This is a genomic window from Haloferax prahovense, from assembly GCF_000723845.1.
Classification (GTDB): domain Archaea; phylum Halobacteriota; class Halobacteria; order Halobacteriales; family Haloferacaceae; genus Haloferax; species Haloferax prahovense.
This window is the reverse complement of sequence record NZ_LK053000.1, coordinates 607,421-625,093: the sequence shown is the minus strand read 5'-3', so window position 1 is coordinate 625,093 and position 17,673 is coordinate 607,421. Positions and strand designations below refer to the sequence as shown.

The following is a 17,673-nucleotide window of genomic DNA, read 5'->3' as shown; positions in this document are numbered from 1 at the left end:
TGGGTTTACTTAAGCGGTCGCTTCCATCCGTCAACCGTTCGCATTCCGCACAGGATGTGTTTCTGGGCCGCCAACACCGGCCGCAGTCACCGAGACCGGCATCACTTTTGCATCCCCCCGCTTCGGCGTGGGTATGGACGCGGCGACCCGACTGCGCCGACTGCTCGACGACGACGACCTGCCGGCGGGAACCGACCTCCCGCGGTGGCTCGCACCCCTGCCGGAGTGGCTGGAGAACTTCGGCCTCAACATCGCGTGGCTCGTGGTCGTCATCAACCTCGTCGGGACCGCCTTCGGCTTCTGGTACTACGGCTACCAGTTTAGCATCGAACCGACCGCGATGTGGCCGCTCGTCCCCGACAGCCCCGTCGCCACGCTGTTCATCGCGCTGTCGCTCGCGCTCTGGAAACTCGGGCGGTCCAACGAGTACGTCAACGCCCTCGCCTTCTTCGGCTGTCTCAAACTCGGGCTGTGGACGCCGTACGTCCTCCTCGTGTTCAAAAGCGACTTCTCGTACCTCCACTGGGCGATGTACAACTTCCTCTTCTGGAGTCACCTCGCCATGGTCGTCGAGGCCTTCCTCATCCAGCGGTACGCCGAGTTCCCGTCTCTCGCCGTCCTCGTCGCGGTCGGCTGGTACGGCCTCAACGACCTCGTGGACTACTTCGTTCCCATCGTGGGCACGCCCCACCACACGCTCATCCCGGCCGAACCAATCGTCGACGGCGTCGTGCAGCACGTTTCGCCCGCCCACGAGTACGCCGCGGCGGGCGCGGTCCTCCTGACGGTCGCGGCGACGTTCCTCGCGCTCGCGACGCGGGTCGCGAAACTCGAACGGGGCGGCATCGACTGACCGAGAACCGACGGCGCGTCGGCCGACCCGGACGTAGCCTTTTGTCCCGCCGCCCCTAACGGGCGAGCCATGCGCCTCTTCGACCACGTGGCCGACCTGCCGCTGACCGTCGAGTCCGTCTCCCGCGACCGCTTCGAGAGCGACACGTCGAGCGGCTTCCTCCGCAAGACGACGGTGTTCTCGCTCGCCGGCGACGGCGCGGTCGGCCGCGGCGAGGACGTGACCTACGACACGGAGGACCACGACGCCCTCGCCGACGCCCCCGAGGACGCCTTCGACCTCGCCGGAAGCTACGACTCGTTCGCCGACTTCTCCGCGGCGCTCGACGGGGTCGACCTGTTTCCGACGAAGGAGCCCGAGCGCGAGACGGCCGAACACTACCGGCGCTGGGCGCTCGAATCCGCCGGGCTCGACCTCGCGCTCCGGCAGGCCGGAACCGACCTCGCGTCCGCCGTCGACCGCGAGCGTACCCCGCTTCGCTTCGTCGTGAGCACCCGCCTCGGCGACCCGCCGTCGGCCGACCGCGTCGAGATGCTCCTCGACCGCGACCCCGACTGTGAGTTCAAACTCGACCCGACAACTGACTGGCACGATGAGCTTGTGTCGTCGCTCGCCGCCCACGACTGTGTTCGCATCCTCGACCTCAAGGGTCAGTACGAGGGGACCGACGTGGACCAAGCGCCCGACCCGGAACTCTACGAGCGCATCCTGTCGGGCTTCCCCGACGCGGTCGTCGAGGACCCGGCGTTCACCGACGAGACGCGACCGCTGTTCGACGGGCACGAGGGCCGCGTCTCGTGGGACGCGCCGATTACCGGCGTCGCATCCGTCGAGAGCCTGCCGTTCGAGCCGTCGTGGCTGAATATCAAACCCTCGCGGTTCGGCACGGTCGAGTCGCTGTTCGACACCATCGAGTACGCCCACGAACGTGGAATGTCGCTGTACGGCGGCGGCCAGTTCGAACTCGACGTGGGGCGGGACCACATCCAACTGCTCGCGTCGGTGTTCTACCCCGACGGTCCGAACGACGTGGCTCCCGGCGAGTACAACCTTCCCGAGCCGCCGGCGGGACTGCCGACGAGCCCGCTCGAACCGGGCGACGACCCGTCGGGGCTGGAGTTCTAAGAACCGAAACCCGGCCGTTCCAGAGAGACGCGTCGAGGGGTGCGCTGGCCGCGTTACTCGCCTTGCTGTACTTCGAATATCTCGTCGGCGACGAGGCCGTGGGCCTCTTCGTGGACTTTCGCCCCCGCCTCCTTGTTCGGTGCCTCGAAGAGACAGAAGACCGCGCCGTCCTTCTCGTCGACCCAGTAGTGCTTGTAGTTCACCCCGTACTTGCCCTGCGTCTCGATGTCGGCGCGGTGGGCCTCAGCGACGTCTTTCGCACTTCCCTCTACGTTCCGGTGTACGTCCATGTATAGCGGCATGGTTGCTAGTATATAGCACGCCAGCGCTGATAATCGTTCTTCACTATTTACCAGAATGTACTGACACAAGTATCAGACGCCAACTTAGTCGAGTATTCCCCGGTTCGAACCACGCGAAGTGTAATCAGATAATCGTCAGATGCGCGACGCCGTGACGAACGCCGCATCCGTGCGGGCCGGGCTGAATCGGTTCTCTCCCGTAGCCCGCTTCACCGACGGCTCACTCGTCGCTGTCGGCGTGGGCACGGACCCACAACTGGCCGATTCGGGAGAGGCGCGTCCGGTAGGACTTCCCGCGTTCTTCCTGTTCGATGTAGCCCTTGCCGCCGGGGCCGAGGCGGTCGACGTTGTAGATGACCTTCGACCGGAAGGAGTCGGTGTACTCCTCGTTCATCTCGCGGGCGAGCGCCTCCGCGAGTTCGGAGACCGAGCCGAACTCGCCGTGTTCGCCGAGTTTGAACAGGATGACCTCCTCGAACGGCTTGACGTTAGAGAAGGAGGCCACCGGGAGTTCGACGATGTGGCGGCCGTCTATCTGCTTCGCACCGATGGTCGTCCCGCGCTCGTCGAACTCCGACAGCAGGTCGGAGGTGGCGTCGAGGCGCTCGCGGATGCGGTCGGCGTCGATTTCGCCCGATTCGAGGAGGTCCGAAAGGAGCGCGCGCTCGGTCCGTAACTCCTCTGCGAGTTCGGTTTCGAGGTACTTCTCGGGGGCCGTGTAGTAGGTGTGGATGCGCTCGCGGTCGGCCTGTCGCTCGACCATGATGGAGTGGGCCGCGGTGGCGAACGCGAAGGAGACCGGCCGAGGCATCGCGCTCACGTTGACCCAGACCTCGCCGGGTTCGTCGTCGTCGCCGCGGAGTTCGTCGTCGGCGTCGAGTTCGGCGTTGATGAGGTCGTACGCCTGCTCGAACGCCGCGTCGTAGTCGTACACGTCGTCGACGATGACGCGCTCGGTCTCCGCGCCGAGGAGGTTCTCGAAGTCCTTGCCGAGTTTGCCCGAGAGGTTCCGCGAGTACTCGACGTTCGCCTCGCTCCCGACGGCCCCCTCGAGGAGGATGACGCGGTCCACGTCCAACTGATCGCGGATGAGCGGCGCGATGAGTCGGTCGTAGTCGAAGCCGACGGGAACGATGTGCGTCTGCATACGTGGTACGTGGGCGGGGTTGGTTATGAATCCGACCAACTGACCCGACTGTCACTCCCCGTCCCACACCGCTCGGCCCCACCGCTCCCACACCAGCCACGCCGCAACCCCACCGACGAACGCGACACCCAGATTCACGACGACGCCCACGAGGCCGATAGCGACCACGAGGGCGTAGCCGTCCGCGCGGGTCAGGCTGGTCAGGCTCGTCCGCGCCAGTTGCAGGCCGATAATCGCCAAGACAACGCCGAGCATGGCGACGGGGTAGGCGGCGACCACGTCCACGGCGAACAGGGCGACGAGGACGTAGCCGACGCCGAGAATCACGTTCGCGCCGGCGGTCCGCGCGCCGAAGGCGTACTTGCCGGCGACGCCGCCGCTGCCGTGGCACATCGGAAAGCCGCCGAGAGGGACCGCGAGGAGGTTCATCGCGCCCATGCTGGTGGCGAGTTCGTCGGCGGAGACGTCGCGGTCGAAGTAGTCCGCGAGCAGGACCGACGTGGCGAGCGCGGCGTTGCCGACGGTCATCGCCAACTGGGCGACTGCGGCCTCCGCGACGGAGAACGAGAGGTTGTCGAGCGAGAGCAGCCGGGCGTCGCCGACCGACGGGACCGCGAGCGACAGGTGTCCCACGTCGACGACGGCGACCGCGCCGCCGACCGCGAGGACGGCGAGGGCGCTCAGGTTCGAGCGCTTGGTGAGGAGGGCGACGGCGGCGACGGCGACCGCGAGGCCGGCGAGCGGGAGGTCGCCCGCGCCGAGTTCGAGCCCGGTCGACAGGAGGACGAGCGCGACGCCGAACTGGACGCCGCGGACGACCGGCGCGCCGATGTAGCGGCTTACGCGGTCGAGCGAGCGAGTCCGACCGATAGCGAGGAGAACGACGCCGAGGCCGAACCCGGCGAGGAGCGCCTCGCCGGTCGTAACCGTCTCGGCGAGGACGAGCGCGGCCAGCGCCTTCATCGGTTCGACCGACAGCGGGGCCGCGTAGTACAGCCCCCAGACGACTTGAAACACGCCGAACCAGACGAGCACGACGGCCAGCGAGAGGTCGGTCAGGCGGGCGACGGCGACGACGATAGGGAGGACCGTAACCGAATCTCCCACCGCGCCGGTGAACTCGTGCCACGAGAAGTCCACCGCGAGCTCGTCGCCGTACGGGAACGAAACACCCATCGGAGGGTGATTCCGCGCCGACGGGGAAATGTATTTGCGTAATCGTAAGCCGGAACCGTCATCGGTCAGCGAAACTGAAATAAGTTACGTCGATTCCCGCAGGCGTCGACCCCGACGCTCACTCGAACGTCGAGAGGTCGAAGTGGACGCCGCCGCGGAGGTAATCGATGCCCATGAACAGCATCACGGGGGCGAGCAGGAGCGCGGACAGCCCGCCGAAGTAGGGGTCGCCGCGGGCGTCGAGGACGGACGACAGGCCGTTGGCGAGCACGGCCAACCCGAAGCAGACGTAGCCCGCGCCCGCGACGACGTGCCACCGGAGCGTCGTCGACCCGAGAGCGACCGATTCGCGGATGCCGGCGACGACCAACAGCACGCCGGCGGCGGTAAACAGCGCGAACCGGGCGAACGAAACCGGGTGAGCGGGCGCGCCGAGAAGCACGAGGCCGACGGCGATGAGCAGGTCGAACACCCCGACGACGGCGAGAAATCGGCGGTCCATGTGCCACCGTCTCGGCGGGGATATGAAAATCTGACTACAGCTTCGTGGACGGCCGGCGGCGAACGCGACGACCACTCACCGCGTCGCCGACAGGTCGGCCGACTCGACGACGGTTGCGAACTCCCGGTTCAGGTGCGCCAGCGCGGTACGGTGCATCTCGTCGGCCGAAAAGCGCTCGCCGTCGTGGCCTTCTCGGTCGAACGTCGCGGTCGCGTCCGCGGGGAGGTACACGTCGAAGCCGAGGTTCTCGGCCATCCGCGTCGTCGTCGAGACGCAGTGGTCGGTCGTGAGACCGCAGACGACGAGCGTCGAGCGGTCGCGCTCGCGGAGCCACGCTTCGAGGTCGGTGCCGATGAAGCCGCTGTTGACGCGCTTCGTGAACACCGGTTCGCCGTCGTCGGGTTCGGCCTCGGGCTTCCACGCGAAGCCCTCGCCGTCGCGCCGGAGCGGCGAGTCGGGTTCGGTGGAGTCGTGGCGGACGTGGACGACCGGGCGGTCGGCCGCGCGCCACGCCGCGAGCAGGTCGGCGACGCGCGCTTCCATCTCCGGGTTGTTGCGGTCGCCCCACGCCGGGTCGTCGAAGCCGACCTGCATGTCGATACAGACGAGAACGGCGTCACCGGGGAGGTCGGCGGCGGTCATCGGCCGGCCCTCGAATTAGCGGCCGTCATCAGTCGTCCGCCGGGGCCATCGGCACCTTCGGGTGCTCGCGCGTGATGCGAATCGGGCACTCGTCGGGCGCTTGCGACTCGTCGGAAGAGAACATGTACTGCGGCCACTCACGGTCGCCCTCGACGCCCCAGTCGCCGAGGTCGGCGTGGGGGCAGACCCCGTCGTACTCCTCGATGCGGTTCTGGATGACCTCGCGGGCCTTCTGGCCGGCCTCGGTGTCGGCGGTGATGCCGTCGAACAGCGCGCGCGGCTGGAAGGTGATTTCGAGGCCCCACGGGCAGTAGCGGCTGACGCGCTCGTCGTAGAACGGCGCGCGGGTCGTCGGGAACATCGGTTCGCCGCCGAAGGAGAACTCCCATTTCGGGTCGTCGGGGTCGGTCGGGATGTCCGCCGGCCACGGCTCGGGGTCGTTGACGTGGAGGAACTGGAGGACGTGCCAGAGGTGTTCGTGGTAGTCGGCCTCGGTGAGGTCCTCCGCCGGCGGCTTGAAGAACGCGACGAGCGAGCACGCCTCGGAGTAGTCCGGGTACACGTCGAGGTATTCGAGGAGCGTGTCGCGGAGCGCCAACAGCGCGTCCTTGTCTGTCATCGAATCCACGAAGGTGTAGAGGGCGTCGCCGTTGCGCTCGGACTCGATGCCGAAGTAACACGGGAACGGCGCGCCGTCGCGGTCGCCGAGCATCGTCTCGCGGAACGTCTCGTAGTGTTTTCTCGCCCAGTCGGGGAGGTCGCCGTCGTCGAGGCGGCGGCGGAGCACGTCCTGCTCCATGAGCACTTGGTGGCCCGACTCGTTCATGCGCGCCAATTGGATTCAGCGGCTTTGAGGGTTCGGGTTCGGGGGGCGAACACGACCCTCGAAACGGCGGGTGACGACCCTTGTCGCCATCCGCGAAGCCGCCGTCGTCTCCGCCCTCAGAGCGGGCGGTCGAGTTTCAGGTACCGCGTCTCGTATCCCATCGACTCGTAACACGACCGGGCGGCGTCGTTGTCGGCGTGGACGCTCAGCGCGGCCCGTTCGCACCCGCGGTCGCGGCCCCACTCGTGGGCCCGTTCGAGGAGTTCCGTGCCGACGCCCTCGCCCCGCGCCGCGGGCGCGACGTAGAGGTCTTTCACCTTGGCGACCGACCCGCGGGCGAACACCGGCGGGGAGTCGGCGTCCGCGACCGTGACGTAGCCCCGGAGCGACCGCTCGGCGGAGTCCGACTCCTCCGCGGCCGCGACGGCGACGAACGTCCGGGTGTTCTCGGCTTCCACCTGCTCGGACCGGTAGTCGAGCGCCTCGGCCCGCACGTCCACGTCCTCGGCCAGCGCGTCGTAGTCGTCGATGTCGCCCATCTCCTCGGCGAACGGGAGCCACAGGTCGTCAACCAGCGCGTCCACCTCGTCGGCCTGAAGCGGTCGAATCTGCATGAGTCACCGACGACTCGTGGGAATGTCAAAAGGGTAACTGTGTTGAGCGTTCGGGACGATTCGTCGCGCCGGCCACACTCGAATCAGTGCACGACCGGCGCGCCCGCCTCACTCGATTTCGAGGCCGCCGGCGTCGGCTCCGTCGTCCGCGCCCTCGTCCCACTCCAGTTCGAACTCGATGCTCAGTTCGTAGGGACCGCCAGCGGGGCCCTCGCGTTCCGCTTTCACCTCGAACGTCGGCGACGCGGGCGGCTCCATCGTGACAGTCTGGTCGCCGGACTTCAGCGTAATCGGCTCGCCCGCGTCGAGCTTGTCGGCGACGGTTCGGAGATACGACGCGATTTCCGCTCGCGCCTGTCGGTTCTCGGATTTGAAGAGCACTTCTTCGGGCATGGACCGTAGGTTACACCCGCAGGGGGTTAAGCTTCGTTGCGGTGACGAAAACCGATGGGGAGAGGTGCGCCGACGGGTCAGTCGGCCCGGAGGCCGTCGGTGAAGCGGGACTGGTTCTCCTCGGGCGCGGCAGCGGTCATCGCGGAGACGCCGACGGTCAGAAGCGCCGACAGCGCCATGCCCCAGAGGGCGTAGTCCCACGTGAGGTAGGTCGCGCCGAACAGCGTCATCGACCCGACCTCTACCGCGGGGACGAACACGTGGGCGAGGTAGAACGCCTGCGAGCCGAGGATGCCGGCGAACATACCCGTTCGGGTCGTCCTCGCCCAGTAGAGCGCGACGATGACCGGCAGGGCCATCTGGGCGAACCCGCCGAAGGCGGTGTCGCCGACCGAGACGAGCGTGCCGGGGCGGAACAGGCTGGCGACGAAGGTGAGCGTGGCGAACAGCGCGACGCCGATGCGGGCGAGCCACGCCTCGCGGGCTTCGCTCGCGTCGGGGTTGACGAAGGGGCGGTAGAGGTCGCGGGTGAAGTACGACGACCCGGAGAGGAGCATCGAGTCCGACGACGACATCATCGCGGCCATCGCGCCGGCGATGACGAGCGCGGCGAACCACACCGGCGTGTACTCGTTGAGGAGCACGGGGAGGACGTTCGCGCCCTCGGGCACGGAGATGCCGAGGCCGGCGGCCCACGTGCCGAGGATGAACGCGGGCACGAAAAGCAGGACGACGAGGACGGGCCACAGGGCGAACGAGCGCTTGAGGACGGCGCTCGACTTGGCGACGAAAAAGCGCTGGTTTATCTGCGGGAACATCGCCACGCCGAAGGCGATGGTGACGGCCGACGAGATGATGAACTGCGGCGAGTAGAGGCCGCCGCCGAGCGCGAGGAACTCGGGGTTGTTCGTCGCGAGGGCGTTCGAGAGCGCCGTGGGGCCGCCGGCCGCGGTGGCCACCCAGCCGACCGCGAGCCAGACGACGCCGAGCATGAACAGCCCTTGGAGGGTGTCGGTCCACGCGACGCCGCGGAGCCCCGCGATGACGACGTAGGCGATCATGAACACCGTGATACCGGCCGCGCCGGCCCAGTACGGGACTATCCCGTTCGTCAGACCGACGATGGCCTCGCCCGCGCCCATCTGCTGGAGCATCACGTACGGGAACAGCCAAAACAGGCTGATGCCGGCGACGACGGCACGCAGGCGGGTCGAGCCGAAGCGGTCGCCGAGCATCTCGCCGAGGGTGACGTAGCCGTGGGCGCGACCGACGAGCCACTGTTTGTAGCCGACGACGTACCAGAGGATGGCGAACAGCACGCCGTCCATGACGCCCATCACGAGAATCCACTCGGGGCCGGCACGGTAGGCGAGGTCGGGGCCGCCGAAGAACGTGAAGGCAGAGAGGAGCGTCGCGAAGGTGGTAAACAGGAGGACGACGGTCCCGATGGAGCGACCGGCGAGATAGTAGTCCTCGGCGTCGCGGCTGGTCAGGCGGTAGGCGAGTAAGCCGACCGCGAGCGCGACCACGAGGTACGCGCCGACGACGCCGAGTTGGATACCGAGCGCCGAGACCATCAGCGACCCTCCCCGACGATGCCGCGGTCCCACGCCGTCCGGGTGAACAGGTGGAAGACGACTGCGGTCAGCCCCATCCAGCCGATGTGCCACCAGAGCCACAGCGGCAGGCCGGCGAAGACCCTGCTGTCGCCCCAGAGGAACCACGGAACGGCGAACGTCACGAGGATTGCGAAGACGGCAACCCAGCGGTAGTCGATGCGCACTCGCGTCATTCGTAGGAACGATAATCGACAATGAGGCGTAAATCTTACTCTATCGACCTACGTTGCCCCACATTGAAGAACTATTTTCTTCAACAGGGACGGTCGAACGACGGGAACCATCCACGGACGCGCACGCGACAGAGCCGACGCGAAAGGCGGGGTCGTCCGCGGGCGAATCGGCCGCCGGAGAATCGGCCGCCGGAACAGTTTCCAGCGGCGCGTGCGACCGGAGACACATGGACTTCGGTATTCAGCTGTACTCGCTTCGCGAGCTCGACGAACCGACGTCGGCGCTCGTCCGACGCGCCGCGGACGCCGGCTTCGACGGCGTGGAGTTCGCGGGCATCGACGACGCGGCGGCGGTCCGCGCGGCCCTCGACGAGACCGGACTCGGCGTCCCCGCGGCCCACGTCCCCATCGAGGACCTCGAAGCCGACCTCGACGCGGTCTGCGAGCGATACGGCGCGCTCGGCGTCGAGACCCTCGTGGTTCCGTATCTCCCGCCCGAGGCGTTCGCCGACGCCGACGCGGTGGACGAGACCGCACACCGACTGGACGACCTGACCGCGAAGTGCGACGAGCGGGGCGTCAGACTGCTCTACCACAACCACGACCACGAACTCGCCGCGGTCGAGGGCGAACCCGCGCTCGACCGATTGGCCGAGGAGTCCGGCGTCGGTTTCGAACTCGACCTCGCGTGGATTCTCGCCGCCGGCTACGACCCCGTCGCGTACCTCGACCGCTACGCCGACCGGACCCCGGTCGTCCACCTGAAGGACGTCGTCCGCGACGCCGACGCGGAGCGCGGCGGTCGACCCGTGTCGCTCGGCGAGGGAGAACTCGATATGGACCGCTGTCTCGCGGCCGCGCGAGAGGGGTTCGTCGAGTGGGCCGTCGCCGAACACGACTTCCCCGAGGACCCGGCGGCGTTCTGCCGGGACGCGGGCGAGTTCGTCGGCGCGCACCGAACCGACGAGGAAGCGTGACAAATTACGTGGTCGGTCGAAACGGCGGGAGAGCGACGGTTCGCCGGCGTTTCGCGGGACACGGAGTCGGAGTCGAACGCCCCGCGAGCGTTCGAATCGTCGGCCACGATAGATATTTCCCTCGGGCGCAACTTATATAATGACGTTCGTGGGTCCGGCCCATGACATCATCACAATCATCACATCACCACCCCCAACGGGGTGACTTCACCAATGGACGACACTGCAAAATATCTCATTCACGCTTCCATCTCCGCCGACGGGGTCGTCGAACGGAGCGACGTCGTCGGGGCCGTCTTCGGCCAGACCGAGGGCCTCCTCGGCGACGAACTCGACCTCCGCGACCTCCAACAGTCCTCCAAGGTCGGTCGGATAGACGTACAGATAGACTCGGAAAACGGCCACTCGTTCGGCCAGATGACCATCGCCAGCAGCCTCGACAAGGTCGAGACGGCCATCCTCGCGGCCTCGCTGGAGACGCTGACCCGCGTCGGTCCCTGTCAGGCCGTCATCGAGGTCACGAACATCGAGGACGTGCGCGAGGCCAAGCGACGGATGGTCGTCGAGCGCGCCAAGGAACTCCTCTCGGAGTCGTTCGACGACACCGTGATGAGCTCGACCGAAATCCTCGAAGCGGTCAAAGAGAGCGTCCGCGTCGAGGACATCACCGAGTATCAGGGTCTCCCGGCCGGCCCCCGCGTCGCCGACTCGGACGCCATCATCGTCGTCGAGGGGCGCGCCGACGTGCTCACGCTCCTCCGCTACGGCATCAAAAACGCCGTCGCCGTCGAGGGGACGAACGTCCCCGACGCGGTCGCCGGACTGACCCAAGAGCGGACCGTCACGGCGTTCCTCGACGGCGACCGCGGCGGCGAACTCATCCTGCGCGAACTCTCGCAGGTCGGCGACGTGGACTACGTCGCCTTTGCGCCCGACGGCCGGTCGGTCGAGGACCTCGACCGCGCGTCGGTCGTCCGCGCCCTCAGGAACAAGGTCCCGCTCTCGTCGCTTCCGGACGACGGCGACGGTGACTTCCGGGCCGCCGTCGCCGCCGCCAACGGGACAGGAGACGTTCCGACGGACCCTCGCACGGAGTCGCCGACGACTGACGCGTCGTCGACTCCACCCGCAGACGGCCACGCGAACGGGCCCGCCGACGCGGTCAGCGAGCCACCCGCCGAGGCCGGCACCGGCGGTACCGTCACGGTCGGAAAGCCCACCGGCCCCGCGAGCACCGACGCCGACGCCGACGCAAACGGCGGGGTGGTCACCGAGTCCGAGGTCGAAGCCGTCGCCGAGGCGGTCGAACCGACCGACCAGCGTCCCTCGCTCGCCGACCACGTGCGCGAGGTCATCGCCGACGAGAGCGGCATGGCCCGGCTCCTGGACGACGACCTCGGCATCGACGACGAGGTCGCGGTCGAGAAGGTGTACGACGCCGTCGAGTACGCCGACCCCGCCCCGGCGCTCGTCGTCGTCGACGGCGAGGCGAGCCAGAAACTCGTCGACATCGCGGCCCAGCGCGGCGTCGAACACGTCGTGGCGCGCTCGGCCGGCGAGTACGTCAAAAAGCCCGTCAGCGTCCGCGTCAGAACCGCGGACCAGCTCCTCGACTGAGGACGGAACCGCGGCCCGACGCCGGCCGAGACGGTCAGCCCTCGCTCGATTCGAGGACGAACCGTAGCCCGTCGTCGCCGTCGAACGCGTCCGGAATGCGGGCGTCCCGTCGGAATCCGAGCGCCTCGTAACAGGCACGCGCGCCGTCGTTCTCCGGATGGACCAGCAACGTGAGCGGCGCGTCTGACGCTGGACGAGAGTCCCGGTACGCTTCCACGAGCGCGGTGGCGCGGCCCTCCCGGCGGTGGTCGGGGGAAACCGCGAGTTCGGTCAGATGCGCGCCGACGGCGAGAAGGTAGCCGACCGGCCGGTCGTCGGCGTCGACGGCGACGAGAAGCGTCCCGACGGCGGGCCACGCGCCCAAGAGGTCGGGCGAGGGATGCGAGACGAGCCGTTGGAGCGATTCGACGGCCGGCACGTCGGTGTCGCGGGCGGGGCGAACGCCCGTCACGGCCGAGTCACCCCCGTCACAGCGGAATCCAGACGAGGACCGCGCCCAGCGCGCCGGCGAACGTGGCGAGGAAGTTGACCGCCTGGTTGCCGAGGCCGGCTCCCTCGACCGTCGCACCGAGCAGACTGTCGACCGTCATTCCGACGAGTCCGCCGGCGAGAATGGCGATAGCGGCCGTCTGCGCCGGCAGGGGAAGCACCAGCACGCTCACGCCGGCCACGAAGGCCGCGCCCAGCGCGCCGGCGACTTCGCCTTGCCACGTGACCGCGCCGTCGGTCCCGGCGGGAACCGGTTTGAGCGAGGTGATGAGCCGCGGCTGGTCGAACAGCCCGCCGATTTCGCTGGAGAGCGTGTCGCTCATCGCGGCGGCGGCCGACCCGGCGAATGCGAGGACGAGTAGGTCGCTGACGAACGGGTAGCCGAGCGTTTGCGCCGCGGCGTAGCCGACGACGGCGACGAGCGAGACGCCCGAGTTGCCGAGGACGTTGCCGGTGCCGCGAGCGCCGTCGTTGTCCTCGGCGACGCCGCGTTCGGCCTTGCTGTCGTACCGGAACTTGGTGGCGAGCGCGCCGACGCCGAAGAAGGAGACGAGCACGAGCGCCCAGCCGAAGCCGCCGAAGACGACCGCGAAGAGGAGCAGGAGGACGCCGGTAATCATGCCGGCGACTGAGGCCGTGCCGAGGGCGTAGGCGGCGTAGCCGAGCGCGACCGTGAGGGCGAGCGCGACGCCGGTCTGCGTCGGCGACACCGGCCCCGCGAGCACCTCGACGCCCCACAGGACGAGGCCGATAGAGAGCATGACGAGCGGGTCGTCGCGCTCGTAGAGGGCCGTCCGGAGCACCGCGCCGACGAGACCGCCGACGGCCGCGAGGAGGGTGAATCGGGCGAGCAGCATCGCATCGCCGGTCAGCGACGCGATTGCCGCCTGTCCCGCGGTACCGGCGAGGACCGCGGCCACGACGAAGCCCGCCGCGCGAAGCGACTCGTCGGACGTTCTCGAATCCACCAGTCGCGCGCCGAGGTTGCCGTAGGCGAGTGTCAACACCGCGGCGGCGAACACCGAAAGCGGCATCGTGACGCGCGGGACCGTCGCCAAGAGGGCGAGGCCGGTCGCGGCCAGTGCGAACCCGGCGAGCCCGTTGAGCCGGCCGTCCTGCCGGTCGCCGGGCCGCGCGAACAGCTCGAAGAGGGGGCCGTCGTCGACGACGAAGGCCGCCAGGAGCGCGACTGCGGCGAAGGGCGCGAACGCGGCCGCGCCGAGACTGGGGGCCGCGAGGGCCAACGTCCCGACGACCGCGAATCCGCCCGCTCGCCGTACCGTGGAAGTCACACCATTCGGTATCCCCGACGCGCACTTAACCCTCCCGACATCACCGACGACCGCACAACCGCGGGTCTGCGGCCCGGTGTCGGACGGACCGAACCTCGGTGCCGACACCGAACCCGAAGCGTTAGGAGAATCGCCGCGAGAACGACTCCCGTGGGACTGTACGACTCCTATCTCGCCCTCCGATTCCGCCTCGACGACGCCGACGCCCCCGAGCACGTGGCGCTCGTCATCACCGAGCGCGACCTGCTGGAACAGGGCGCGTACGAGACGCTCGAAGCCTTCGTCGGCTGGGCGTTCGAGTTCGGAAGCGACCGCGTCACCATCTCCGTGAGCGTCCTCGACGAGGCGGTCGTCCCGACGCTCGCCCGCGAACTCCGCGACCTCGACGTCCCCCAGCGAGTGGAGGTCCGCGAACCCGGCGACACCGAGCGCGCCGACGCCCCGGTGCAGGTGAGCATCGGCCTCGGCGGGAAACGCGAGTTCGCATCGGTGGTCCAGTCGTTGGCCGCGGAGGTCGACGAAGGTGCGCTCGCCCCCGACGACATCGACGCCGCGGACATCGAACAGCGGCTCGTGTTCCCCGACGAGCCGGACTTCGTGGTCAAGACGGGCGCCGAGCGCCTGTCGGACTTCATGATTTGGCAGTCCGTGTACGCGGAACTCTACTTCACCGACGTGAACTGGCGGGACTTCAGGAAGCGCGATTATCTGCGGGCGTTGCGGGACTATCAGGACCGGCAGCGGAGATTTGGTCGATAGGCCAAATCCCGTGACAGCGTCGCTGGCACGGTGGATGGCCGATGAGCGTCAGCGAATCGTCCAAACGCTATCGCGCTCGGAGAGTGCGACAGAAGTTCGGCCGGTAGGGCGAATCACGCCGGTCCGCTTTCTCGGAGAGCGAACGCCGTTAGTCCCACGACCGGCGCCCGGTAGTTCGCTCCCGAGAGATTCGCTGTGCGCCTCGAATCAACAGCGCGACGCCGAACCAGAACCCGAGCGTGTAGGCGACGACCGTACCGACGTACAGCGTGAGTTCGGTCGTGAACCGGAGGTTGACGATTTCCGCGCCGGCGACGAGGAAGACGCCCCCGAACAGTATCGGCGTCGGGGTCCGCTCTTTCGTGCTCCAGAACTTGGTCGACATGCCGATGACGGTCACGATGACCGTGACGACCGTCCAGTAGAGGCGAACCGACTCGCCAACCCCGAGTTCGATGGGCCCCCAGACGACCGCCGCGACGAGGGCCCACCCGGAAAGTACGACCAGGAAGAACGCGAGGAGTCCACCGAGGAGCTTCCGTCTGAACGACCCGCCAGACGGGGCTGAACGCCGTAGGACCAGGTCGACGACCTTCTTGTATATACTAATCGCCGCTACCCCCTCAAGGAAGCCCGTCAGTAGGACGATGACGACGGCAATCGGAGCGAAGACAGAGATCGAACGCGTCCCCCAAACCGTGACGCCGACACCGATACCTAACAGTATCACACCGAGAACGTCCTGTCCGGTTTCGACGCTCAACTCGTCGTCGGCGTCGACGAAGGGGAGCCCCCACGTCACGAACGTCGAACCGACAGCCAGCAGCGCTATCGACAGCCACTCAGGAACGTACTCGAAGAGGAACGATATCTGCATCATGTCTTCCCCAAGTACCGGTCGACGAACGCGACCGTGAAGATGTAGAACGCCAGCGCCATGAACAAAAGCGGGAACGCTACCGTCGACTCCCGCAACGAGTAGCCGAACGCGAAGTCGCTCGTCACGTCGATTCGGTCGACGTACCAGACGAGGACGCCGGGATAGACCAGCGTAGTGAACAGCCACAGGCCGAGAAAGTCGTCCACGTCGTCGCTCAGAATGAGAAACAGTCCCGTATAGCTGAAGAAGGTTCCGAGCAGGACGAGTGGCGGGTACACATCAAGCGTCTTCGCGACCCCGTCGGGGAGTGAGGGTGCGGCGACGAGGAGCAAGTCCATCGCTTGCCACCAAGCAGACTACCGATAGTAAAGTTTGATACCTCAACATGTTTTGATACCCGTGAGAACCGCCGCTCTCGCGGCGTTACTACAGTCCACAAGAGCAGTCGAGGAGCACGTTCCCGACTCTCAGTTGCCGAACAGATGCCCTCCACCTCGCCCAACAGAACAGACCTCCTCCCGCCGCCACCGCCGGCCAGCGAGTGGCTCGAAGACGGGCACGTCCTCCTTGCGCTCTCGCTGTTGCTCATCCTCTGGCTCAATCAGCCCGCCCCCCCAGACTGGCCGTGGGCGCTCGTCGGCGTGGCTATCGTTCCGCCGTGGCTGTTCCTCGAATCGCGCTACGACGACTGGTGCTCGTGGGTTCCGACCGCCGCCTACGGCGGGGCAGTGCTGCTATTAGGGCCTCGGTACGAAGCCGAGTTCGTCGCCATTGTGCTCGGGCAGAGCGCCGCGTTGCTGGGATGGCTCTGCTGGCGGACGTTCCAGCGGCGGGTTCGCCGGTAGGGTGACCCGCCGCCGTCTCTCAAACGGCTGTTTGCGCTTACAGAAGACATATTGTTAGACCGCTGAACGTTCCGACATGAACCGCCGCGAGATGCTGGCGTTGTCGGGGGCGGTCGCCGCCGCGACGATTGCCGGCTGTACGGGCGACGGGCAGTCGGCCGCCGAGACCGAGACCGAGGCGACGACCACCGCAACCACGACCACGGACACGCCGACAGAGACCCCGAACGACGAACCGCCGACCGGCGAACCGAGCGTGGACGACGAGCAACTCGCCGCGCTCGCGGCCGGCAACGCCGAGTTCGCCCTCGACCTGCACCGACAGGTCGCGTCCGAACAGGGCGGCAACCAGTTCCTCTCTCCGTACAGCATCTCCGTCGCGTTGGCGATGACCTATGCGGGCGCTCGCGGAACGACCCGCGAACAGATGGAAGCGACGCTCCACTACACGCTCGGCGAGGACGTTCACCCGGCGTTCGCAGACCTACAGGCGGCGCTCGAAGCGCGGGAGACCGCTCGGGACCCGGTCGACGGCGACGAAGCCGACGCCTTCCGACTGGCCGTTGCGAACGCCCTGTGGGGCCGCGAGGGGTTCGCGTTCTCGGACGCGTTCCTCGACCGCCTCGAATCGAACTACGGGGCCGGACTCCGACGGGCTGACTTCGCCGGCGACCCGGACGGCGAGCGGGAGCGAATCAACGGGTGGGTAGCTGACCAGACCGAAGACCGAATCGAGGACTTGCTTCCCGCAGGCGCTCTCACGCCGAAGACGGCGCTTGTGCTCACCAACGCCATCTACTTCATGGCGCAGTGGGCGCACACGTTCGACCCCGAAGACACCGATGACGGGACGTTCACCGCGTTGGACGGGGGCGAATCGACCGTGCCGCTCATGCGGCAGGAACTCAAGGCGAACTACGCCGACCTCCCGAACGCGCAGGCCGTCGAACTGCCGTACGTCGGCCGGGACGTGTCGATGGTGCTTTTGCTCCCGGACGAAGGCGAGTTCGAGTCGTTCGAGCAAAGTCTGACCGCGAGCCGGCTGTTCGGCGTCTTCGAGGCGATGCAAAAGCGAATCGGCGATGTCGTGCTCCCGCGGTTCGAGTTCGAGACCGAGGTCCAACTCTCCGCGGCGCTGTCGAATCTCGGAATGCCCGCCGCGTTCGGCTCGGATGCTGACTTCGGCGGAATGGCCGAAGGTGACGGAGCGACCCTCGCCATCGACGAGGTGTTCCACAAATCGTTCGTCTCCGTGGACGAGGAGGGGACCGAGGCCGCGGCGGCCACGGGCGTCGTCGTCGAAAGTTCGCTGCCGCCGAGTTGGGGCGAACTCCGGTTCGACCGGCCGTTCCTGTTCTGCATCCGCGACAGGCCGACGGACGCGATACTGTTCTACGGTCGCGTCGTCGACGCCGGGGCTGCCCAGGGCGACGAATAACCGC

General features: G+C 67.7%; 21 protein-coding genes. 7 read left to right on the top strand and 14 right to left on the bottom strand.

Features of this window, described 5'->3' with window-relative positions; translation table 11 throughout:
- Nucleotides 1–133 precede the first annotated feature (133 nt).
- Entirely contained in the window at nucleotides 134–853 is a 720-nt protein-coding gene (locus tag BN984_RS02935; protein ID WP_008095703.1) for a DUF1405 domain-containing protein, read from the top strand.
- A 69-nt stretch (nucleotides 854–922) separates the two neighbouring features.
- A complete protein-coding gene (locus tag BN984_RS02930; protein ID WP_008095704.1) occupies nucleotides 923–1,978 on the top strand; it encodes a hypothetical protein in 1,056 nt (351 codons plus the stop codon).
- A 53-nt stretch (nucleotides 1,979–2,031) separates the two neighbouring features.
- On the opposite strand, the gene BN984_RS02925 is transcribed toward BN984_RS02930, so the two are convergent.
- The 10 genes from BN984_RS02925 to BN984_RS02880 all read right to left on the bottom strand — a co-directional run bounded on the left by BN984_RS02925 (nucleotide 2,032) and on the right by BN984_RS02880 (nucleotide 9,372).
- Nucleotides 2,032–2,280, bottom strand: a complete 249-nt coding sequence (locus BN984_RS02925) for a DUF4242 domain-containing protein (RefSeq protein WP_147298781.1) — start codon at nucleotides 2,278–2,280, stop codon at nucleotides 2,032–2,034.
- A gap of 220 nt (nucleotides 2,281–2,500) precedes the next feature.
- Complete coding sequence (locus tag BN984_RS02920) at nucleotides 2,501–3,427, bottom strand: HFX_2341 family transcriptional regulator (RefSeq protein ID WP_004975440.1); 927 nt, start codon at nucleotides 3,425–3,427, stop codon at nucleotides 2,501–2,503.
- Nucleotides 3,428–3,478: 51 nt separating this feature from the next.
- On the bottom strand, nucleotides 3,479–4,603 hold the full coding sequence (locus BN984_RS02915; RefSeq protein ID WP_008095716.1) for a putative sulfate/molybdate transporter: 1,125 nt from the start codon (nucleotides 4,601–4,603) through the stop codon (nucleotides 3,479–3,481).
- Between the two features lie 118 nt (nucleotides 4,604–4,721).
- The gene (locus BN984_RS02910; protein WP_004042221.1) at nucleotides 4,722–5,105 is read right to left on the bottom strand and encodes a hypothetical protein; all 384 of its coding nucleotides are present in this window, start codon (nucleotides 5,103–5,105) and stop codon (nucleotides 4,722–4,724) included.
- Between the two features lie 75 nt (nucleotides 5,106–5,180).
- The gene (locus BN984_RS02905; RefSeq protein ID WP_049967626.1) at nucleotides 5,181–5,747 is read right to left on the bottom strand and encodes a cysteine hydrolase family protein; all 567 of its coding nucleotides are present in this window, start codon (nucleotides 5,745–5,747) and stop codon (nucleotides 5,181–5,183) included.
- Between the two features lie 28 nt (nucleotides 5,748–5,775).
- Nucleotides 5,776–6,573 (bottom strand): YqcI/YcgG family protein, encoded by a 798-nt coding sequence (locus BN984_RS02900; RefSeq protein ID WP_008095721.1) that lies wholly within the window; start codon nucleotides 6,571–6,573, stop codon nucleotides 5,776–5,778.
- Between the two features lie 116 nt (nucleotides 6,574–6,689).
- Entirely contained in the window at nucleotides 6,690–7,187 is a 498-nt protein-coding gene (locus BN984_RS02895; RefSeq protein ID WP_008095723.1) for a GNAT family N-acetyltransferase, read from the bottom strand.
- Nucleotides 7,188–7,295: 108 nt separating this feature from the next.
- Nucleotides 7,296–7,580: an amphi-Trp domain-containing protein gene (locus BN984_RS02890; RefSeq protein WP_004975456.1), complete on the bottom strand. Its 285-nt coding sequence runs from the start codon at nucleotides 7,578–7,580 to the stop codon at nucleotides 7,296–7,298.
- A gap of 77 nt (nucleotides 7,581–7,657) precedes the next feature.
- On the bottom strand, nucleotides 7,658–9,157 hold the full coding sequence (locus BN984_RS02885) for a sodium:solute symporter family protein (RefSeq protein WP_008095724.1): 1,500 nt from the start codon (nucleotides 9,155–9,157) through the stop codon (nucleotides 7,658–7,660).
- Nucleotides 9,157–9,372, bottom strand: coding sequence for a DUF3311 domain-containing protein (locus tag BN984_RS02880; protein WP_004042215.1), 216 nt, complete (start codon nucleotides 9,370–9,372; stop codon nucleotides 9,157–9,159). The genes BN984_RS02885 and BN984_RS02880 overlap by 1 nt, the downstream gene beginning before the upstream one ends.
- A gap of 227 nt (nucleotides 9,373–9,599) precedes the next feature.
- Here BN984_RS02880 and BN984_RS02875 point away from each other — a divergent pair, with 227 nt between their 5' ends.
- Together BN984_RS02875 and dnaG are read left to right on the top strand one after the other, a co-directional pair.
- Nucleotides 9,600–10,349, top strand: coding sequence for a sugar phosphate isomerase/epimerase family protein (locus BN984_RS02875; protein ID WP_049967625.1), 750 nt, complete (start codon nucleotides 9,600–9,602; stop codon nucleotides 10,347–10,349).
- 213 nt (nucleotides 10,350–10,562) lie between these two features.
- On the top strand, nucleotides 10,563–11,966 hold the full coding sequence (gene dnaG, locus BN984_RS02870) for a DNA primase DnaG (protein ID WP_008095726.1): 1,404 nt from the start codon (nucleotides 10,563–10,565) through the stop codon (nucleotides 11,964–11,966).
- Nucleotides 11,967–12,000: 34 nt separating this feature from the next.
- On the opposite strand, the gene BN984_RS02865 is transcribed toward dnaG, so the two are convergent.
- Together BN984_RS02865 and BN984_RS02860 are read right to left on the bottom strand one after the other, a co-directional pair.
- Entirely contained in the window at nucleotides 12,001–12,417 is a 417-nt protein-coding gene (locus BN984_RS02865; RefSeq protein WP_008095727.1) for a GNAT family N-acetyltransferase, read from the bottom strand.
- A 16-nt stretch (nucleotides 12,418–12,433) separates the two neighbouring features.
- Nucleotides 12,434–13,747: a DUF92 domain-containing protein gene (locus BN984_RS02860; RefSeq protein ID WP_049913612.1), complete on the bottom strand. Its 1,314-nt coding sequence runs from the start codon at nucleotides 13,745–13,747 to the stop codon at nucleotides 12,434–12,436.
- A 150-nt stretch (nucleotides 13,748–13,897) separates the two neighbouring features.
- On the opposite strand from BN984_RS02860, the gene BN984_RS02855 reads away from it, so the two are divergent.
- Nucleotides 13,898–14,506 carry an undecaprenyl diphosphate synthase family protein gene (locus tag BN984_RS02855; protein ID WP_049967624.1) on the top strand — a complete coding sequence of 203 codons (609 nt, stop codon included), beginning with the start codon at nucleotides 13,898–13,900 and terminating at the stop codon, nucleotides 14,504–14,506.
- A 148-nt stretch (nucleotides 14,507–14,654) separates the two neighbouring features.
- On the opposite strand, the gene BN984_RS02850 is transcribed toward BN984_RS02855, so the two are convergent.
- Nucleotides 14,655–15,386: a hypothetical protein gene (locus BN984_RS02850; RefSeq protein ID WP_233514220.1), complete on the bottom strand. Its 732-nt coding sequence runs from the start codon at nucleotides 15,384–15,386 to the stop codon at nucleotides 14,655–14,657.
- The gene (locus BN984_RS02845; protein WP_008095734.1) at nucleotides 15,383–15,724 is read right to left on the bottom strand and encodes a hypothetical protein; all 342 of its coding nucleotides are present in this window, start codon (nucleotides 15,722–15,724) and stop codon (nucleotides 15,383–15,385) included. The genes BN984_RS02850 and BN984_RS02845 overlap by 4 nt, the downstream gene beginning before the upstream one ends.
- Nucleotides 15,725–15,868: 144 nt before the next feature.
- On the opposite strand from BN984_RS02845, the gene BN984_RS02840 reads away from it, so the two are divergent.
- The gene (locus BN984_RS02840; protein WP_049967623.1) at nucleotides 15,869–16,231 is read left to right on the top strand and encodes a hypothetical protein; all 363 of its coding nucleotides are present in this window, start codon (nucleotides 15,869–15,871) and stop codon (nucleotides 16,229–16,231) included.
- A 76-nt stretch (nucleotides 16,232–16,307) separates the two neighbouring features.
- Nucleotides 16,308–17,669, top strand: coding sequence for a serpin family protein (locus tag BN984_RS02835; protein WP_049967622.1), 1,362 nt, complete (start codon nucleotides 16,308–16,310; stop codon nucleotides 17,667–17,669).
- Nucleotides 17,670–17,673: the final 4 nt, after the last annotated feature.